At 55.7% G+C, this 20,370-nt stretch carries 17 protein-coding genes; 16 read left to right on the forward strand and 1 reads right to left on the reverse strand.

Translation table 11 applies throughout. From position 1 onward, the window contains the following. The first annotated feature begins 110 nt into the window (after positions 1 to 110). The 15 genes from PH7735_RS01485 (at position 111) to PH7735_RS01555 (ending at position 17,610) form a co-directional block, all read left to right on the forward strand. A complete protein-coding gene (locus tag PH7735_RS01485; RefSeq protein ID WP_058309566.1) occupies positions 111 to 791 on the forward strand; it encodes a TetR/AcrR family transcriptional regulator in 681 nt (226 codons plus the stop codon). Next, the gene (locus PH7735_RS01490) at positions 788 to 1,822 is read left to right on the forward strand and encodes an alcohol dehydrogenase catalytic domain-containing protein (protein WP_058309567.1); all 1,035 of its coding nucleotides are present in this window, start codon (positions 788 to 790) and stop codon (positions 1,820 to 1,822) included. Before PH7735_RS01485 ends, PH7735_RS01490 begins: the two co-directional genes overlap by 4 nt. A gap of 78 nt (positions 1,823 to 1,900) precedes the next feature. Further along, entirely contained in the window at positions 1,901 to 2,776 is an 876-nt protein-coding gene (locus PH7735_RS01495; protein ID WP_058309568.1) for a branched-chain amino acid ABC transporter permease, read from the forward strand. A gap of 4 nt (positions 2,777 to 2,780) precedes the next feature. Further along, positions 2,781 to 3,878, forward strand: coding sequence for a branched-chain amino acid ABC transporter permease (locus tag PH7735_RS01500; RefSeq protein WP_058309569.1), 1,098 nt, complete (start codon positions 2,781 to 2,783; stop codon positions 3,876 to 3,878). Beyond that, positions 3,875 to 4,639 carry an ABC transporter ATP-binding protein gene (locus tag PH7735_RS01505; RefSeq protein WP_058309570.1) on the forward strand — a complete coding sequence of 255 codons (765 nt, stop codon included), beginning with the start codon at positions 3,875 to 3,877 and terminating at the stop codon, positions 4,637 to 4,639. Before PH7735_RS01500 ends, PH7735_RS01505 begins: the two co-directional genes overlap by 4 nt. Next, positions 4,636 to 5,409 carry an ABC transporter ATP-binding protein gene (locus PH7735_RS01510; protein ID WP_058309571.1) on the forward strand — a complete coding sequence of 258 codons (774 nt, stop codon included), beginning with the start codon at positions 4,636 to 4,638 and terminating at the stop codon, positions 5,407 to 5,409. The genes PH7735_RS01505 and PH7735_RS01510 overlap by 4 nt, the downstream gene beginning before the upstream one ends. A gap of 2 nt (positions 5,410 to 5,411) precedes the next feature. Further along, positions 5,412 to 7,298: an AMP-dependent synthetase/ligase gene (locus PH7735_RS01515; protein WP_082645101.1), complete on the forward strand. Its 1,887-nt coding sequence runs from the start codon at positions 5,412 to 5,414 to the stop codon at positions 7,296 to 7,298. 40 nt (positions 7,299 to 7,338) lie between these two features. Next, entirely contained in the window at positions 7,339 to 8,499 is a 1,161-nt protein-coding gene (locus PH7735_RS01520; RefSeq protein WP_058309573.1) for an ABC transporter substrate-binding protein, read from the forward strand. Positions 8,500 to 8,556: 57 nt separating this feature from the next. Continuing rightward, positions 8,557 to 9,735 (forward strand): acyl-CoA dehydrogenase family protein, encoded by a 1,179-nt coding sequence (locus PH7735_RS01525; protein WP_058309574.1) that lies wholly within the window; start codon positions 8,557 to 8,559, stop codon positions 9,733 to 9,735. Positions 9,736 to 9,739: 4 nt separating this feature from the next. After that, positions 9,740 to 10,840: an acyl-CoA dehydrogenase family protein gene (locus tag PH7735_RS01530; RefSeq protein WP_058309575.1), complete on the forward strand. Its 1,101-nt coding sequence runs from the start codon at positions 9,740 to 9,742 to the stop codon at positions 10,838 to 10,840. A 20-nt stretch (positions 10,841 to 10,860) separates the two neighbouring features. Continuing rightward, entirely contained in the window at positions 10,861 to 12,954 is a 2,094-nt protein-coding gene (locus PH7735_RS01535; protein ID WP_058309576.1) for a molybdopterin-dependent oxidoreductase, read from the forward strand. Between the two features lie 72 nt (positions 12,955 to 13,026). Further along, on the forward strand, positions 13,027 to 13,413 hold the full coding sequence (locus PH7735_RS01540) for a RidA family protein (protein ID WP_058309577.1): 387 nt from the start codon (positions 13,027 to 13,029) through the stop codon (positions 13,411 to 13,413). A gap of 258 nt (positions 13,414 to 13,671) precedes the next feature. Further along, positions 13,672 to 15,438: a PHA/PHB synthase family protein gene (locus PH7735_RS01545; protein WP_233488256.1), complete on the forward strand. Its 1,767-nt coding sequence runs from the start codon at positions 13,672 to 13,674 to the stop codon at positions 15,436 to 15,438. A gap of 3 nt (positions 15,439 to 15,441) precedes the next feature. Further along, positions 15,442 to 16,218 carry an enoyl-ACP reductase FabI gene (gene fabI, locus PH7735_RS01550; protein WP_058309578.1) on the forward strand — a complete coding sequence of 259 codons (777 nt, stop codon included), beginning with the start codon at positions 15,442 to 15,444 and terminating at the stop codon, positions 16,216 to 16,218. A 3-nt stretch (positions 16,219 to 16,221) separates the two neighbouring features. Next, a complete protein-coding gene (locus tag PH7735_RS01555; RefSeq protein ID WP_058309579.1) occupies positions 16,222 to 17,610 on the forward strand; it encodes a bifunctional enoyl-CoA hydratase/phosphate acetyltransferase in 1,389 nt (462 codons plus the stop codon). A gap of 92 nt (positions 17,611 to 17,702) precedes the next feature. Here PH7735_RS01555 and PH7735_RS01560 read toward each other — a convergent pair whose 3' ends face one another. Continuing rightward, positions 17,703 to 19,301 carry a phosphoenolpyruvate carboxykinase gene (locus PH7735_RS01560; protein ID WP_058309580.1) on the reverse strand — a complete coding sequence of 533 codons (1,599 nt, stop codon included), beginning with the start codon at positions 19,299 to 19,301 and terminating at the stop codon, positions 17,703 to 17,705. 361 nt (positions 19,302 to 19,662) lie between these two features. Here PH7735_RS01560 and PH7735_RS01565 point away from each other — a divergent pair, with 361 nt between their 5' ends. Further along, a complete protein-coding gene (locus PH7735_RS01565) occupies positions 19,663 to 20,364 on the forward strand; it encodes a response regulator transcription factor (RefSeq protein WP_058309581.1) in 702 nt (233 codons plus the stop codon). Positions 20,365 to 20,370: the final 6 nt, after the last annotated feature.

Below are 20,370 nucleotides of genomic sequence, written 5' to 3' on the forward strand. Positions count from 1 at the left end.
CATTCCTTCCGCCTTGTGCCGTCACGTCAGATGTGCGCGGCAAGTTGACAACATACTCGGTAGTATGTTTGCCTTGAGCCAAGCCGTAAAGCGCAATTCAAGGAAGTGTCGTGACGTATTCTGCTGCTGAACAAGCCAAACCTGATCGCTATGAAGAAATCCTCTCGGCCGCCGCCGAGTGTTTTCGACAGCAGGGGTTTGCAGCAACGTCGATTGACACGGTTGCCCGCTATCTTGGATCGACCAAAGGGCGGATTTATCACTATTTTCCGTCCAAAATGGACCTTTTCAACGTGGTTCGTGACCGTGGCATGGAACTGGCCTTTGAAGGCGTGATGCCGGGGTATGAAACCAAAGGTGATCCGGTGGAACGTCTTGCCCTGATGGCGCACGGGCATGTGCTCACCATGATCCAGTGCCATGCATTCATGCAGGTCTTGCTGGATGGTCTGCGGATGCGTCGTTACGGCGCCACAACCGATTTTCAGCGACAGGCGCTCGAGCGTCACCTCGAACAGCGTAACGAGTTCGAGCGCATGTTCCGGGATGTCATTCAGGAAGGCATCGAGGCGGGGCAGTTCCGTGAAGGGGCTGTGTCGTTTGTCGTTCAAAGTTTCCTTGTCACCGTAAACGGGCCGGTTTTCTGGTACGTTGAACGGGAAGGGGACGACCTGACCAAATTTCAGCGCATCGCAGATGAGGTGGTGGGCTTTGCAATGGGGGGACTTGGCGTTCAATGGACAGCCGAGATGACCCGAAAAATCAAACAGAATACCGGAGTCTCGAAATGAGTGACCTTCCTCAAACAATGTTCGCCGTGCTGCAAAAGTACGAAGGCTATTCAGGCAAAGCCGAGGGCCCCGCAATTGCCGATGCGTCCGAATATCTTGAAGCCGCTGAAATCCCTGTACCGACGCCGGGACCGGGACAGGTTCTGCTCAAGCTGCGCGTGGCATCCGTAAACCCGTCCGACCTGCACTTTATCAAGGGAGAGTACGGCCAGCCCCGGATCAAAGGCAATCCGGCGGGATTTGAAGGATGCGGCGACATCGTTGCCACCGGAGCAGGTGCCGAAAAGCTGATGGGACAGCGTGTTTCTTTTGCTGTTGCGCTGGGCTGTTCAGGGGCATGGGCAGACTATGCCATCACGGATGCAATGAACTGTATTCCGCTGCGCCCCGACGTGTCTGATGACGATGGCGCTGCTCAAATTGTGAACCCGTTGACCGCGATGGCGATGGTGGACATTGCGCAGCAGGACGGAGACGCCTTTGTGGTGTCCGCCGCGACAAGCCAGCTTGGCAAACTGATGGTGTCACTGGGCAAAGATCTGGGTCTTAAACCGATCGCTCTTGTGCGCCGTGAAGACGCTGTGGGGCCGCTAAAGGAAATGGGGGCCGCAGAAGTTTTGGTCACGACAGACCCCGACGTCGTTAAGAAATTCGCGGCAGTGAGCGCAGATCTCAAGCCGCGCGTATTCCTTGATGCGGTGTCGGATCAAATGTCAGAGCAGCTTTTTGCGGCGATGCCAAACCGGGCGCGCTGGATCAGCTATGGCAAGTTGAGCAACGAGTTGCCGAAGCTAACGCAAATGGGGCAGCTCATTTTTCAAAGCAAAAAAATTGAAGGCTTCTGGCTGACAAGCTGGATGAGATCAACACCACCCGCAGACCAGATGCGAGTCATCGGTGAGGTGCAGGCAAGATTCGCGGATGGTCGCTGGAAAACCGACGTTTCGGCGCATCTGCCGCTTCGTGACGTTGTGTCAGGTTTGGCTGAAGCGCTGAAAAAGACTGACGGGAAAGTGATGATCACGCCATAGTAGGGATTGAGAGTCTTCGGAAGGAGGAGCCGGAGACATCTCGAATAGAAGCCGGAAAACCGGCACAGGGAGGACATTTTGGATAATCTTCAGCTCTTGATCAGTGGGCTTGCGAACGGCTGTGTTTATGGCCTGATCGCGCTTGGCTTCGTGCTGATCTACAAAGCGACCGAGGCTGTGAATTTCGCGCAGGGCGATTTCATGATGCTTGGCGCTTTCGTCACTATTGGACTTACGAATACGGAATATATGGGGCTTCCCTTCTGGGTTGCCCTACCGATCTCTCTTGGGGTTATGGCGGCGCTCGGGTATCTGCTTGACCGCTTGGTCATCCGCAGAATGTTCGGACAAAGCCAAACTGCGGTTGTGATTTTGACAATTGCTCTTGGGTTTGTGATCCGCTTTGTTGCGGGTCTGATCTGGGGCCACGAGCCACAATCACTGGAAAACCCTTTGGCGGGCAAAGAGGTGTCTTTCGGCGGCTTGGTGCTCGGCCTTGAGGACGTTGCCGTCATCATTGTCACCATCCTGCTTACCTGGGGTCTTTACGAGTTCTTTAACCGGACCAAGCTTGGCATGGCGATGCAGGGCGCATCGCAGAACCAATTGGCAGCCTACTACATGGGGGTGCCGGTGAAGCGGGTTCAGGGCCTGATCTGGGGTCTTGCCGGTGCCGTCGCCTGTGTCGCGGGTATTCTCTTTGCAGCAAAAGGTGCGGTGGATCCAAACACCGGTCTGATGGGCATCAAGGCATTCGCCGCAGCCGTCATCGGGGGCTTTGGTAGTCTGCCGGGGGCACTGGCAGGGGGATTGATTGTTGGCGTTATCGAGCCTTTCGCAAGCCGCTATGTCGCGGCCGGATACAGCCAGATTGCGCCTTATGCGCTGTTGCTGGCGGTTCTGATCTTCCGTCCACATGGCCTGTTCAGTCAGGTCCGCGTGAAGAAGGTATAAGCAGATGCGTATTGTATTCAAAACAAACTACATGCAGGACATCCGGCCCTGGAAAGACGGATATCAGCTCTCTTTGTATCTGATCTTGCTGGCTGTTGTGTTCGCCGCACCGTTCTTCATGGACGCGTTCTATCTGGGCGAGATGACAAACGTTCTGATCTGGGCCATTGCGGGGCTCGGGCTCATGATCCTGACCGGTCATACAGGGCAGGCAAGCCTTGGGCACGCAGCGTTTCTGGCCATGGGGTGCTATGCAAATATCATCCTGCTGGATGCTGGCGTTCCCTTCATGATCGCCTTTCCGCTGGCTGGTATCCTGACAGGTATCATCGGCATGGTCATTGCCATTCCGGCCTTGCGGCTGCACGGCATTTATCTGGCCATCGCGACCATGGCGATGTCTATCCTTGTGGATGACATCATCGTGCTGACCGAACCGTGGACCGGTGGCGTTGGCGGGAAATATGCGCCACCTGTGAATATCTTCGGCTTTATGGTCGACCGCTGGGGAACACCACGTGAATTCTACTACCTCGTGCTGGTTGTGTCCGTGATTGTCACGCTGGGTTATATCAACCTCTTGCGCGCACCTCTTGGCAGAAGCTTCATCGCATTGCGCGACTCGGAAGTGTCGGCACAAGCGATGGGTATCGACGTGGCACGCACCAAAGCCATCTCTTTCGCGATCTCTTGCGGGATTACCGGTTTGGCCGGCGCGTTGATGGGGCTTTTTGCAGGAGCCTTCAACAACGAAACCTTTAGTGTTGTTATCTCGATCCAGCTTTTGATGATGATCGTGATTGGTGGGCTTGGCTCAATCCACGGGGCGTTCTTTGGCGCCATTATCGTCGGGTTTCTTCCACAGTTCCTGTCGATTGCCAAAGAGTGGGTCGGTGCCATCGCAGGCGGATCCAGCGTTGCCATTCCGGGGCTGGAATTCGGCATCTTCGGCATGATCCTGATCATCTTCATCCTGTTCGAGCCGATGGGCATCTATGGGCGGTGGTTCAAGATCCGAACATGGTTCGAATTGTTCCCCTTCTATCGCAAGGACATGTTCAAGCGTCAGAAATCCTATCTGAAAACGGAGCGTCTGAGATGAGCCTTTTAGAAATCGAAAACGTAACGCTCAAGTTTGGCGGTTTGACCGCAGTGGACAACCTGTCCTTCTCGGTCGAGCAAGGCGAAGTCTTTGCCATCGTCGGCCCCAACGGTGCGGGTAAATCAACTGTGTTCAACCTGATCTCGCGGTTTTACACGCCGATCAACGGCAGCATCCATTTTGACGGTCATGACCTGTTGAAGGAAAAGGCGTCGGATGTCGCAAGCCATGGCGTGGCGCGGACATTCCAGAATATCGAGCTGTTTGAACAAGCCACCGTTCTGGAAAACCTGTTGGTTGGACGCCATCGCCATCGCCAGTCGAACTTTCTGACCGAGTTGTTTTTCACGCCGTCCGTGAAAAAGCAGGAAATTCAAAGCCGCCACTACGTTGAAGAAATCATCGATTTCCTCGATTTGCAGGCCTATCGCGAAAAGCGGATCGCGGGCCTGCCGTACGGGGTGCGTAAAGTGGTCGAGGTCGCACGCGCACTTGCAACCGATCCAAAGCTTCTTTTGCTGGATGAGCCTGCCTCGGGATTGTCGGTGGAAGAGACCACGGACATGCGTTGGTGGATCGACGATATTCGTCGGCAAATGGGGATCACCGTTCTGATGGTCGAACATGACATGGGGCTGGTGTCGGGGGTTTCCGACCGTGTGCTCGCAATGGCAGATGGGGCGCGGCTTGCGCTGGGCACCCCTGCAGAAGTGCAATCTGATCCGGCAGTGATCGAAGCTTATCTGGGGCATGCCGCATGAGTGACGCCATTCTGAAAATCCGAAACGTCGAAAGTTTCTATGGACCTATCATGGCCATTCGGGGGGTTTCACTTGACGTGCATCCCGGGCGGGTTGTCTCGATCCTCGGGGCAAACGGCGCTGGCAAAACAACGCTGATGAAAACCGTGTCCGGCGTGATGGACCCCGAAAAAGGGACGATCACCTTTGAAGGCGAAGAGATCCAGGGCAAAGAGCCCCACAAGATTGTGGAGCGTGGGATTGTCCACGTCCCCGAGGGGCGAGAGGTCTTTCCCCTGATGACGGTGGACGACAACTTGAGCCTTGGGGCCTATACCCGCAAGGACACAGCCGGGATCGAACAAGACCGCGAACTGGTCTTCAACTATTTTCCAATGCTGAAAGACCGCCGCAACCAAGAGGCGGGCACCTTGTCAGGTGGGCAGCAACAGATGCTGGCGATTGGACGTGGCCTGATGGCGCGACCAAAGGTGATGCTTCTGGATGAACCTTCGCTGGGCCTGTCGCCTCTGCTGGTTCAGGAAATCTTTGGCATCCTGAAACGTCTGAACGCAGAACAGAACATGACGATGATGGTGGTCGAACAAAACGCCAGCGCGGCGTTGGAACTGGCCACGGACGGGTATGTCATGGAAGTGGGGCGCATCGTGATGGATGGCACCGCCGAGGAATTGTTGAATTCTGAAGATATCCAGAATTTCTATCTGGGTGTTCAGGAAGAAGGCGTGCGCGAAGAGCGTCGCTGGAAACGCAAGAAGACGTGGAGGTAACCATGTTAGATACTGCAAACGCGCCTCAAACGGCCGTCATCAATGGTGTGACCTACAATGCTGAAGCGGGCCAGCGCCCAATTCACGTTGACGGGTGCACGACGATTTCCGCCCTGTTTGAAAAACGCTGCAAGGATCTGGGCGACCGGACCGTGCACCGTGAAAAAGATCTGGGGATCTGGAAAGACTATTCCTGGAACGACTATTGGGACCATGCCAAACGGATTGGTATGGGGCTTCGAAAGCTGGGGCTGAAACGCGGCGAAGTTGTCTCTATCCTTTCGGAAGACCGCAAGGAATGGGCCTATTTCGATATGGGTATTCAGGCGGTTGGCGGAATTGCGTCGGGGATTTACACAACCGATGCCGCCGCTCAGGTCAAATACCTTGTCAATGACAGCGACAGCCGGTTTCTGGTGGTCGAGAACGAAGAGCAGCTGGACAAGTATCTTCAGATCGAAAACGAGGTTCCGGGCCTGTTGAAGGTGATCATTCTGGAAGACGAAGGTCTTCATGATCTGGAGCATCCGAACTGCATCCTTATCAGTGACCTCTACGAGATCGGGGCCAAGGCCGCAGCCGATGAACCCGGTGCCTTTGAAGAAGAAATCGCCAAGGCACAGCCTCAGGATACGGCCTTGCTGATCTACACTTCTGGGACAACGGGCATGCCAAAGGGGGCGATGTTGTGCAATGAGAACATCATGGCTGCCGTCGAGGCCGGCGCACGTCGTCTGCAATGTCTGGAAACAGACAACCAGCTGTGCTTCCTGCCTTTGTGCCATATCCTTGAACGGGATGTGTCGATCTATTTCCCATTGGCGGCAAAATGCGTTGTGAACTTCGCAGAGAGCCCCGAAACGGTGTTCAACAACCTGCAAGAAGTGTCTCCGGATACATTCACGGCTGTGCCGCGTGTCTGGGAGAAAATCTACAGTCAGGTTCTGATCCTCGTGCAAGAGGCCACACCGATTGGGCGCGCTGCCTATGGCATGGCGATGAAGGCCGGAATGGCGCGCGCCGAATACATGATGCAGGCAAAACCTGTTCCGGCTGGTGTCGCAGCCAACTATTGGATTTGGGACAAGCTGGTTCTGCAAAACCTGCGCCGTATGCTTGGGCTCGACAAGATGCGGCGCGCCGGCACCGGCGCTGCTCCGATTTCTCCTGAACTGCTCAAGTGGTACTGGTCCATCGGCGTGCCTATGGTCGAAGGTTATGGCATGACGGAAACCTCTGGTCTTGCAACGATGAACACCCGCCATGAAAACAAGGTGGGCACCATCGGCACCCCAATTCCGGGATATGAATTGCGCATTGCCGAGGACGGAGAGATCCAGACCAAGGGCGCGAACAACTTTCAGGGGTATTGGCGCAACAACGAAAAAACCGCCGAGACCTTTACGGATGACGGTTGGTTGCGCACGGGCGACGTCGGCAAGCTGGATGAAGATGGCTATGTCACCATCACAGGGCGCCTGAAGGACATCATCATCACCGCAGGGGGCAAGAACATCACCCCGGCCGAAATCGAGAGCCGTTTGAAGTTTTCACACTATATCTCGGATGCCGTGATCATTGGCGACCGTCGTAAATATCTGACGTCGTTGATTATGATTGATCAGGAGAACGTTGAGAAATACGCTCAGGACAACAAGGTGCCTTTCTCGAACTTTGCCTCTCTTTGTGCGGCAAAAGAGGTCAAAGAGTTGATCGAAAACGAGGTCAAAGCGGTGAACAAGGAATTCGCCCGCGTCGAACAGATCAAGGATTTCCGTCTGATCGACGTGTTGTTGACGGCTGAAGATGAAGAGTTGACGGCGACGATGAAGCTCAAGCGCAGCTATGTCGAGAAGGCCCAGGCTCATCTGATTGAGGATATGTACTAAAAACGGAAACGTGAAAGAAATTACCAATGGGAGGAAAAATATGAAAAGTTTGGTAAAAAATACGGCGCTCGCGGCAGGTGTTGCCGCAGTCGCGTCGGTGGCATCGGCCGATGTTCAAGGTGTCTCGGACACCGAGATCGTCATTGGCTCGGTGAATGACCTTTCGGGCATCTTTGCCGCAGTGGGTGTCCCCGCTGTCAAAGGGTCAAACCTGTATTTTGACAAAGTGAACGCCGCTGGCGGCGTGCATGGCCGCACCATCCGGTACGTTGTGGAGGACAACGGTTACCAGATGCCGCGCGCGATGCAGGGCTACAACAAGCTTTTGAACCGCGACAAGGTTTTTGCCATGCTGGGAAGCCTTGGCACGCCGATGAACCTTGCGGGCTTCAAACTTCTGGACCCCAAAGGCATTCCGAACATTGCACCGCTTTCGGCCGCACGTCAGATGCTTCAGGATCCGATGCACAACAAGTTCACCTCGTTCTCGTCCTACTATGATCAGGCGCAGGTCGGTGTGAAGTACCTCGCGGGCAAGTACGGCAGCCAGGCGGTGTGTTCCATGTATCTGCCAACTGACTTCGGCAAAGAGATCCTTGAAGGCAGCCACGCTGGTGCAGAAGCCGCAGGTATCAAGTTTGTGGCCGAAACCACCCACAAGCCGGACGAGTCGGATTTTGTCGGATCGCTTTCGAAGCTGAAAGAAGCCGGTTGTGACATCGTCACCATGGCTGTTGGTGTGCGTCAGGCGATCACCATTGTTGGCACGGCCAAGAAAATGGGTCTGGCTGACATGAAGTTCCTCGGAACCTCTGCCAGCTTCCTGACAGTGGTGGCCAAAGTGCCCGGTGGCATCACCGAGGGGTACTATGCCGCTGCATCATGGCAGGATCTGTGGGCACGTGCAGACGAGCCAGCACCAAAAGCGTTTATCGAAGAGTATAACGCAAAATACGGTGAAAACCCCGTTGGCTTCTCGATGCTGGGCTATGCTTCGGCAGAGCAGGTTGTGAAAGCGCTGGAAATTGCTGGTCGTGACGTTGATCAGGAAAAATTCATCGCAGCCATGGAAACTCTAGATTACCAGGATGACCTTGTTGGCAACCACATGACATACGGCCCCGATGATCACCAAGGCGCAGACTCGGTCTACGTTTCGGTCGTCGAAGGTGGCGCATGGAAAAAGGTCCACGAAGAGTAAGGACCACTTCGCGGGCGCCCGACAGCGGGCGCCCGCATCTAGACATCAGGTGACATTATGACGGATTTGCAGGAGTTCCGCGCCGCTACGCGTGCGTGGCTGGAGGAGAATTGTCCGCAGGAAATGCGGCAACCGATGAACGAGGCCGACGTATGCTGGGGCGGACGCAACTGGGTTTTCCAGTCTGACGCACAGCGTGACTGGCTGAATGCTATGGCGGATCGCGGCTGGACCGTGCCGGAGTGGCCCAAAGCCTATGGCGGCGGCGGATTGAACGGCGACGAACAGCGTGTCTTGAAAGAAGAACTGGACCGCATCAATGCGCGCCCGCCTCTTCAAAGCTTTGGCATCTGGATGCTTGGACCCGCGTTGCTCGAATTCGGGACGGACGAGCAAAAACGTCATTATTTACCACAAGTTGCACGCGGAGAGATCCGTTGGTGTCAGGGCTATTCCGAACCCGGTGCGGGATCGGATCTGGCCGGTGTGCAGACCAAAGGGGTCGATGCCGGTGACTATTTCGAAGTGACAGGCCAGAAGATCTGGACATCATATGCAGACAAGGCCGACTGGATCTTCTGTCTTGTACGGACCGAACCGGATGCGCCCAAGCATAAGGGCATTTCTTTCCTTCTGTTCGACATGGCCAGCGAAGGTGTGACCACCAAACCGATCAAGCTGATTTCCGGTGCATCGCCCTTCTGCGAGACGTTCTTTGATGGTGTGAAAGTGCCCAAGGACCAGATCGTGAGCGAACGCGGCAAGGGCTGGACCGTTGCCAAATATCTGCTGACCCACGAACGCGAAATGATCGGGTCGTCAGACGCCGCGCTGTTCGGGTCTGAGGACCTTGTTGAAGTGGCGCGGGATGCGATTGGGTTGAATGAAAACAATCAGTTGGACGATCCTGTCCTGCGCGGCAAGATCGCGGACTTCCTGATTGATGAACTGGCGTTTGACGCCGAACTGGCACGTGCCAAAGACTGGATGCGGGCCGGGAACCAATTGGGGGTCGAGTCTGCGACGCTGAAATACACTGGTACCGAGCTGAACAAGCGACGTCAGGAACTGATCATGGAAGCAGGCGGGCTTGAGGCTCTGGAATGGGATTTTGCCAATGCCGAAAGCGATGAAAAAGCTTCGCTCTGGTTGCGTTCGAAAGGCAATTCCATCGAAGGCGGCACATCGGAAGTGATGTTGTCGATCCTGTCCAAAGCGGTTCTGGAGTTGGGGTAAGATTATGATTTTGTTGACAGAAGAACAGCAGATGATCCGCGATATGGCGGCGGGCTTCCTAAGCGACAAGGCCTCGGTTGATGCGTTCCGTGCGCAGCGCAATGCGGGTCAGTCAGGTGACACCTCAATCAATAACGAGATGGCCGAAATGGGGTGGTTCGGGATGCTGACCAGCGAAGACGCTGGTGGGGTCGATATGGGGGCACAAGCCGCCGGTTTGGTGGCCGAAGAAATGGGCCGCAACCTGACCACATCGCCCTTCCTGTCGTCGGCTGTGATGTCGGCGGCGGCACTGCGGGTGGCGAGCGAAACCGAGTGGGCGGGCAAGGTCGCCTCGGGTGAGGCTGTCGTTGCACTGGCCATGGACGAGCACATCAAACACCGTCCTGATATGGTTGGTACAAAAGCCGAAGCCTCGGGTAACGGTTTTGTACTTCGTGGTACAAAACGGTTTGTCGGGGATGGCGGTGCTGCGGATCGCCTGATTGTGACGGCAATGACCGATGATGGTCTGGGGTTGTTCTTGATCGACCCAACCACGGATGGTGTAACAGTTGATCCGGTCAAAACCGTGGATAACCGCAACGCGGCGAACCTGACACTGGACAATGTTCAGGTCGACGGCTCGGCGTTGCTGGCGAAAGGGGACATCGCAGAAGAGGCGCTTGGCACAGCCCTTCGTGTTGGACGATCTGTCGGAGCCGCAGAGCTTGTGGGGGTCTCGAAAGAAGCAGCTGATCGCACGGTGGCCTATCTGAAAGAGCGCAAACAGTTTGGCGTGACCCTTTCGCAGTTTCAGGCGCTCCAGCATCGCGCGGCGGATCTGTATACGCAAATCCAGACCACAGAGTCCGTGATCGCGGCGGCTTTGAAAGCGATTGATGAAGGTCGTGACGATGCCGAGTGTCTGTCGAGAGTGGCAAAGGCCAAGGCGTCGAAAACGGCGAACCTTGCGGTGCGCGAAGCGGTTCAGATGCATGGCGGTATTGGCATGACAGATGATCTGGACATTGGTCTGTTCATGAAAAAGGCCCGCGCCTGTGGCGAATATCTGGGTGACGCGACCTGTCACGCGGAATGGTTGCTGCGCGAACGCGGCGTATAATCGGGAAAGCGAGGTAGACCATGACCCAGCCAATGACCCATCACCGCAGCTGTAACATCTGCGAGGCCATGTGCGGCCTGATCATCACGCATGACGGCGATACGGTGTTGTCCGTGAAACCCGATCCTGACGATCCTTTGTCGCGCGGGCATATCTGCCCAAAGGCCGTGGCGTTGCAGGATTTCCGTGTTGATCCCGACAGGGTGACCCGTCCGCTCAAGAAAGTGGACGGTGCCTTTGTCGAAATCAGCTGGGAAGAAGCCTATGACTTTGCGGCGCAGCGTCTTCAGGAGGTGCAGCAGGCCCATGGCAAGGATGCGGTCGGGGTCTATCTTGGCAATCCGAACGCGCACAAATTCGGGAACCTTTTGAACCTGCCAAGACTGGTCAAGGCTCTGGGTACGGTGAACCGGTATTCGTCTGCGACAGCCGATCAGATTCCCCATCACGTGGCCTCGATCCATATGATGGGGCATCCCATGCTTATTCCCGTGCCGGATGTCGAACGCACCGATTTCATGGTTATCATCGGAGGAAACCCGTTGGTGTCGAACGGGTCGATGATGACAGCCCCCGGTTTTGGCAAGCGCATGGACGAGATCAAGGCGCGCGGTGGGCGGGTCGTTGTGATTGACCCGCGGCGCACCGAAACGGCGGAAAAAGCGACCGAGCATCATTTCATCAAGCCGGAAACTGATGCCTTTTTGATGTTTGCCCTCCTGCACGAGATTTTCGAAGCGGATCTCGTTGATTTGGCAACGCTTGCCGGGGTGGTTGACGGGCTTGAGGCGTTGAAAAAGGCCGTCGCACCGTTTGATGCGGATAAAGCGGCCGAAATGACAGGGATTCCGGCGGACACCATCCGTCAGTTGGCCCATGATTTCGCGACGGCAAAATCGGCCGTGTGTTATGCGCGGATGGGCGCATCCACGCAAAGCTTTGGAACGCTTTGCCAGTGGGCCAATAATGCCCTGAACATCGTCACGGGTAACTTTGACAGTGAGGGTGGGGCAATGTTCACCACGCCCGCGCTGGATTATGTCGGAATGACAAGCCGGAGAGGACAGGTCAGATCCTATCCCGAGAAACGTTCGCGTGTTTCAGGGCAGCCTCTTTATAACGGAGAGTTCCCGATTTCGGTCATGGCTGAAGAAATGGAAACCTCTGGTGAGGGTCAAATTAAGGCGATGGTGACAGTTGCGGGCAATCCCGTGCTGACCGCGCCAAACGGACGGCGGATCGAGGAGGGGCTTGAAAAGCTCGACTTTATGCTCTCGGTCGACATTCACATCAACGACACGACGCGTCATGCGGACCTGATTCTCCCGGGGACTGTGGCGCTGGAAGAAGTGATGTATGATATGGTCTTTCATACCTTTGCGGTGCGCAATACTTCCGGGTTTGCGCCTGCGCTTTTCGATCCGCCAAATCAAAACCCGCAGGAATGGGAAGTGATCGCCCAGCTCACGGCCCGGTTGACCGGCGCCAACAGCATCGGGCCGGACCCGACAACCACGCTTGGGGCGTTGTTGCCCAACGGGTATCATGCGGATCGCGTGTCCGTTGACGCCTTGTTGAAATCCGGCACACCGATTGATCTGGGGCCGCTGGTGGCGAACCTGAAAGACCGGCTTGAGACGCCGGACAAACGGATAAACCTTGCGCCACAGGCCTTTCTTGAGGATCTGCCACGGTTACTGGAGTTTGAGCCGCCGGTGACGGATGAGTTCCCTCTGCTTATGATCGGGCGCCGTCAGGTGCGCAGCCATAACAGCTGGACGCAGAACAGCCTGCGTCTGGTTAAAGGGAAAAACCGTTGCACCGTTCAGCTTAATCCGGTTGATGCGGCGCGTCTCGGGATCGAGGATGAGGCCAATGTTATCGTCGAAGGGCGTGTTGGTTCGGTCGAGATGGCGGCAGAAGTCACAGACGAGATGGCACCCGGTGTGGTCTCTATTCCGCAAGGTTGGGGTCAAAAGAATGGCAAGATCGGCATCGCCCGCGATGTCGGGACGATTTCCATCAATGACCTGACAGATGACTCGCGAATTGATCCGGTAAGCGGCAACGCGGCCTTTAATGGCGTGCCTGTTGCAGTAAAACTGGCCAGCTGAGAAAATACATGACGACATCAAGAGCGGTCTGGGGCACTCTCGGACCGCTCTTTGTTATTTGGAGACTGCCCTATGAAAGCTCTTGCCCCGAAATCCATTGCGCCGCCCTTTGCCAAGTATAGCCATGGTGTTGAAACCGAGTTGCGCCGGGTTGTTCTGACAAGTGGGCAATTGGGCGTGGACAGAAAAGGCGTGATCCCCGAAGGCGCAGAGGCGCAGGCCGATATCTGCTTTGGCAACATTGACGCGATACTGGCCGAAGCGGGGCTGGACCGGCACGCGGTTCTGAGGATCAACGCCTTCGTCACGGACAGATCACATATGGCGGGATATATGGCAGCGCGGGATCGCTATCTTGAAGGTCTGGAGGTGTTGCCCGCCTCTACGTTGGTGATTGTGTCCGGTTTCACACGTCCCGAGTTTGTCGTCGAAATCGAAGTCATGGCCGCCGAGCGATAGAAATTGCGGCGGCTTTGAGCGCCAGTTCTCGAACATTTTGAGGGTCTTTTGCCTTTGCGCGGCGCTGTCTGTTGAGACAGTCGGCGTATTTGTGCCTTTTATGCGGGCAAACCCTATGCGTTGCGTGCAATCCCGTCATGCTGGTTACTCTGACGCATGTCACGTCATAAAAACTCTACTTACATGGGCTTATAAGCTGTTTGCAGGTGCAGCATTTTACCTGCGCGATCTGTTCGCAACCTGAGCTGGAAAAGTTCGATGACAAAAAGACCTGTAAAAACCCATACCAATCCCAAGGCCCGCACCGGCCATGATGCCATGGCGGATGTTGCCGAAACCATCGATACGGCGGCCCATGCCGCGCTGAGTTCCTTGACCGGAGGGCTGTCGCCTGCCGCCTTGGGCCAAGTCTATGCGGATTGGGCGCTGCACCTTGCGGCATCGCCGGGGAAACAGGCAGAGCTTGGCGTGAGCGCCGTTGAGAAGTTCGCAGAGTTTCAAAGCTATCTCATGCGATGTGCGATGTCGCAGGGGGACAAACCCTGTCTGCAATCGGGCAAGCGTGATCGCCGTTTCCGGCATCCGGATTGGGATGCCAAGCCGTTTGGGGCCTATAAACAGGGGTTTCTTCTGGCGCAACAATGGTGGGAAGAAGCAACCACGGGCATTCATGGTGTGAGCGCGGCGAACGAAAAAGCCGTTGGGTTTGCCGCCCGTCAGGTTCTGGATGCCATGTCGCCCGCCAATTTTCCGATGACCAATCCCGAGATCATCGAAAAGACGGTTGAAGAGAACGGCGCCAATATCATGCGCGGGTATCAAAACTATATCGATGACATGAAACATACCGTTCTGCATGAACGGTTCGGCGCTGACTCCGGCTATAAGGTCGGGGAAAACCTTGCGGTTACGCCGGGCAAGGTGGTGTTCCGCAATCACCTTATCGAGCTGATCCAATACGAACCGACCACGGACAAGGTGTGCCCCGAACCGGTTCTGATCGTGCCGGCGTGGATCATGAAATACTATATCCTTGATCTCAGCCCCGAAAATTCGATGGTCAAATACCTGACCGAGCAGGGGTATACCGTGTTCATGATCTCGTGGCGCAATCCGGGTGCAGAAGACGCCAAGCTGGGATTTGACGATTATCGCCGTATGGGACCGCTGGCCGCGATTGACGAAGTGCAAAAAATCACCGGATCAAGCCGCATCCACGCCGCAGGCTATTGCCTAGGGGGCACTTTGCTCAGTGTGACAGCCGCCGCAATGGCGCGCGATGGCGATGAACGTTTGGCCTCGATGACTTTGTTTGCCGCCCAGATCGATTTTACCGAAGCCGGCGAATTGATGTTGTTTATCAACGAAAGTCAGGTGTCCTTCCTCGAAGATATGATGTGGAAAACCGGTTATCTGGACGCAACCCAGATGTCTGGCGCCTTTCAGTTGCTGCGGTCTTCGGATCTGGTTTGGTCACGTATCCAGCATGAATACCTTATGGGGGAAAAACCACGGTTCAACGATTTGATGTCGTGGAATGCGGACACGACGCGCATGCCGTACCGGATGCATTCCGAATACCTGCGCAAGCTGTTTCTGAACAACGACTTTGCGGAAGGCAAATTCATGGTCGGGGACAACACCGTGACCCCCTATGACATTCGCCTTCCCATCTTCTCGGTTGGAACGGAAACCGACCACGTTGCCCCGTGGAAGTCGGCCTATAAAGTCGAACAGCTGACGCATTCTCCGGTCACGTTTGTTCTGACGAACGGGGGGCACAATGCGGGTGTCGTGAGTGAACCCGGGCATCCAAGGCGTCACTATATGGTGCACTCGAGCAAAGACGAGGACCAGTATTTGTCGCCAGACCATTGGCAGGACATTGCCGAGCACAAAGACGGGTCCTGGTGGCCCGAGTGGGTGGCTTGGCTGGACGCGCAGCAACAGGGCGAAGAAATTGTGCCGCCAAAAATGGGCAAAGCGCTCTGCGATGCGCCCGGCACCTATGTCATGATGGAGTGACCCATGTTTCCAAAAAGTGAATTTCTGAAAGGTAAACGCGGCCTGATTGTCGGCGTTGCCAATGATCAATCGATCGCTGCAGGATGTGCCACGGTTCTGGCCAATGCGGGCGCCGACCTTGCGCTAACGTATCTGTCGGACAAGGCCAAGCGGTTTGTCGCACCAGTTGCCGAGGCAACGGGCGCGAAAATGTTGCTGCCCCTGGATGTCACTAATGACGCCCAGATGGAGGCCACTTTTGACGCCATCAAAGAAGAATGGGGTGGCTTGGATTTTGTGCTGCATTCCATTGCCTTTTGTCCGCAACAGGATCTGCACGGTCGGGTTACAGACAGCTCTCGGGAAGGGTTCTCGCAGGCGATGGATATTTCGGTCCATTCCTTTGCGCGTCTTGCCCGCCTTGCCGAACCGTTGATGAAAGACGGGGGCAGTCTGCTCACCGTGAGTTATTATGGCGCCGAAAAAGTGGTGGATCATTATAACGTCATGGGGCCGGTCAAAGCTGCGCTTGAGTCGTTGACCCGCTATATGGCGGCAGAGCTGGGACCGGTGGGTATTCGCGTCAATGCAATTTCGCCCGGCCCGCTTATGACTCGTGCGGCCAGCGGGATTGATCACTTTGACGATCTTGCCCACCACGCCGAAAACCGCGCGCCTTTGTGCAGACTGGTGACCATCGAGGAAGTTGGGCAGGCAGCCCTTTGTCTGTTGTCGGAACAATCCAGCGCCATGACCGGAAACATCATGTTCGTCGATGGCGGCTATCACGTGATGTCCTGAGCCATGCAGTATATCGAAAACCGAACCTTTGACGAGATCAGTGTCGGAGACACCGCCGAAATGGTGCGTGTCCTGACCGCGCGTGACATTGATCTGTTTGCGATCATGTCGGGGGATGTGAACCCGGCGCATCTGGATGCCGAATTCGCGCGTGACGACATTTTTCACAAGGTGATCGCCCATGGCATGTGGGGGGGCGCGTTGATTTCGGCTGTGTTGGGCACGCAATTGCCCGGACCGGGGACCATCTACCTCAACCAATCGCTCAGCTTTCGCCGCCCCGTCGGTCTGGGAGACCGCATTCGGGTGGTGGTGACCGTTCTTGAAAAGGACGCCGAAACCTCGCGGATCAAATTGGGCTGTGCCTGTTTGAACGACGAGGACAAAGCCGTGATCAAGGGGGAGGCGGAAGTGATCGCGCCCTCGAAGAAAATTCGCCGGCAACGTGCGCATTTGCCGGATGTGCATCTTCATCACCACGGTGCGGCCTATAGCAGTTTGCTGGCTGCGGCGCAGGCGGCGTCGACGATTCGGATTGCCGTGATCTGCCCCACGACGCCACGGTCCCTGAATGGCGCGATGGATGCCTTTCGACAGGGGTTGACCCTGCCGACCCTGATTGGTCCCGAAGAAGACATCCGCGATGTGGCCGACGAAATCGGAGTGGATCTGACAGGCGCGACAATTGTAAATGCAGCTTCGGTCAAGGACGCGATCCAGCGAGCCGTTGAAATGGTCGCCGCGGGCGAGGTCGATGCACTGGATGAGGGCACCGCACGTATTCGGGCATTGGTCAAAGGGATCACACCGGCCCTGTCCACAGCGGTTTCAATGAGTCACGCGTTTGCTTTGGATGTTCCGGGCTATCCAAAGCCGCTGATCGTGACAGACGGGTTGTTGAACACAAAGCCAACGCTCGAGACAAAGCGGGACATCATCGAGAATGCGCTAACACTTGCGCGGGCCTTGAATGTAGAAACCCCGAAGGTGGCGATTTTGTCCGCCTTTGAAGAGATCACCTCGACGGTTTCCGCAACTCTGGACGCTGCCGCTTTGTGCAAAATGGCACAGCGCGGCCAGATTTCGGGTGGTGTTCTGGACGGGCCAATGGCCTTTGATACGGCGATTTCCAAGACCGTTGCCAAGGCATTTTCCGGTCGCCCCGACGTGGCGGGAGAGGCAGATATTCTTGTCGCGCCCGGGCTTGAGGCCGGCAATGTCATTGCCAAACAGTTGATGCATTTTGCAGGGGCTGAAATCGCCGGTGTGCTTTTGGGCGCGCGCGTGCCGGTGATTGTGAATGGCCGTGCAGACAGCACGCGTTCCAAAGTCGGGGCAGCTGCGCTGGCTGTTTTGTTGCGGCAACAACAGCGGCAATCACTGGTTTCCTGATGCCTGTGAAAATGTTGCAACGATTTGTTATGTAAGGAAAAAGCCCCGGATCAGCGATCCGGGGCTTTTGTCTTTTTCGGCGGAAGTGCCGCTTAACCGATTGCAGCAGCTTTCACGTCAGCATCGATATAGGGCAGGTACTGTTCGAAGTTGTTCGAGAACATATCAACCAGTTTTGCAGCCTGACGATCATAAGCGTCGCCGTCATCCCATGTCCGGCGCGGGTCCAGCAGAACCTCGGCCACACCTGGGACGTTTACAGGAACTTCAAAGCCAAAGTTGGGATCCTTGCGGAATTCAACTTCGTTCAGGGTGCCTTCCAGAGCGGCGGTCAGCAGAGCGCGTGTCGCACGGATCGGCATACGCGAACCTGTGCCATACGCGCCGCCGGTCCAACCGGTGTTGACCAACCAGCAGGTTGCGCCGTGCTGGGCGATCTTTTCACGCAGCAGGTTACCGTAGGCTTCTGGGCGACGTGGCATGAAGGGGGCGCCAAAGCAGGTCGAGAATGTGGGCTCGGGCTCGGTCACGCCGCGCTCTGTGCCGGCCACTTTCGAGGTGAAGCCGGACAGGAAGTGATACATGGCCTGAGCAGGTGTCAGGCGCGCGATTGGAGGCAGAACACCAAACGCATCACATGTCAGCATGATGATGTTTTTGGGGTGGCCACCGATCGCAGAGTCCGACGCATTCGAGATGTAGTTCAGCGGGTAGGCGCAACGCATGTTGGCGGTCAGGCTGTCATCTTCGAAGTCGAGTTCTTTGGTCTCTTCGTCATAGACCATGTTTTCGATCACTGTGCCGAATTTCGACGTGGTCGCATAGATCTCTGGCTCGGCTTCAGGGTTCAGGCTGATGGTTTTGGCATAGCAACCGCCTTCGAAGTTGAAGGTGCCGTTGTCGGACCAGCCATGTTCGTCATCCCCGATCAGAGTGCGGTCAGGGTCAGCAGACAGCGTGGTTTTACCCGTGCCGGACAATCCGAAGAACACGGCAGTGTCGACAGGGTTGTCATTGGCGTGGTTGGCCGAGCAGTGCATCGGCATGATGCCCTTTTCAGGCAGCAGGTAGTTCAGCAGGGTGAAAACAGATTTCTTGTTTTCGCCAGCATACTCGGTGCCGCCGATCAGGATCAGCTTCTTGTCAAAGTTCATCGCGATCACGGTTTCCGAACGACAGTTGTGACGCTCTGGGTTCGCTTGGAACGATGGGCAGTTGATGACGGTGAAGTCAGCCAGGAAGTCGTTGAGGTCGTCACGGTCGGGACGACGCAGCATGTGGCGGATGAACAGGCCATGCCAAGCCAGCTCTGTCACCATACGCACATTGATAGAGTGCTTGGGATCAGCGCCACCGATGAGGTCCTGAACAAAATAGTCGCCGCCCTTCATATGCTCGACCATGTCGGCATAGAGGTTGTCAAAACCTTCGGGGGACATCGCGGCGTTGTTTTCCCACCAGATGCTATCCGCAACACTGTCGGTTTTCACGACGTGTTTGTCTTTGGGAGAGCGGCCGGTAAATTTGCCTGTCGAAACGAGAAATGCGCCGCCGTTGCCAAGCGTGCCTTCGTCTCGTTTGAGCGCGGCTTCAATCAGCGCGGGCTCCATGAGGTTATAATAGACATTACCCAGCCCATCGATCCCTTGATCTTCGAGGCGGAATTGCGGGTTTACCCGTCCAAATGTCATAGTCAAACTCCTGTAGCCGGCTCGTACGAGGCGGCGGTGCTAGATTTTGCGACCGAATGAGGCCACTGTCTTTCATCAGGCAAAATGCCCGGTGGCGGGGTCATAGCATGAGGATTTGCTGATTGAACAGGACGCTTTATCGCAGTTAGCGCAACCAAGTGTATGTTAACGCCACCAACAGGCAGATCGGTCAAAAACCGCCCAAATAGGTGAGTCATTTTAGCCATTGGTAAGGGAAAACTGGTTGAAATAAGCGGGGTTTACGGCCTGATTCGCGTTTTGGGATTGCTAAAAGTCATGACCAAGGGGCATACTGGCGGAAAAAACAGGCAATAAAAACGAGTAGTAAAGGGACCTCCCAATGTCGAAAATCGCTTTGGTGGACGATGACAGGAACATCCTGACATCTGTGTCCATGACCCTCGAGGCAGAGGGGTTTGAAGTCGAAACTTATAATGATGGCCAGCAAGCGCTGGACGCATTTAACAAAAACCTCCCCGATATGGCCGTGCTGGACATTAAGATGCCACGCATGGACGGGATGGATCTATTGCAGCGCCTGCGCCAGAAAACGCAGATGCCGGTGATCTTCCTGACATCGAAAGATGACGAAATCGACGAAGTGCTTGGCCTTCGTATGGGGGCTGATGACTATGTGAAAAAACCGTTTTCACAGCGTCTTTTGGTCGAACGTATCCGGGCACTGTTGCGCCGTCAGGAAGCCTTTGATGGCGAAATCGTTGCGGATACAGAAGAAACCAAGGTTATGAACCGTGGCGAACTGATCATGGACCCCCTGCGCCATTCAGTAAGCTGGAAAGGCGCCGACGTGACGCTGACTGTGACTGAGTTCCTGCTTTTGCAGGCGCTGGCACAGCGTCCGGGTTTCGTGAAAAGCCGTGACCAGCTTATGGACGTTGCTTACGACGATCAGGTTTACGTCGACGACCGTACAATTGACAGCCACATCAAGCGTTTGCGCAAGAAGATGCGCACAGCAGATCCAGAGTTCTCGGCAATTGAGACGCTCTATGGGATCGGCTATAGATACAACGAAGAATAAGCGCTG

Origin of the sequence: Shimia thalassica (genome assembly GCF_001458215.1) — a bacterium.
Lineage (GTDB): Bacteria > Pseudomonadota > Alphaproteobacteria > Rhodobacterales > Rhodobacteraceae > Shimia > Shimia thalassica.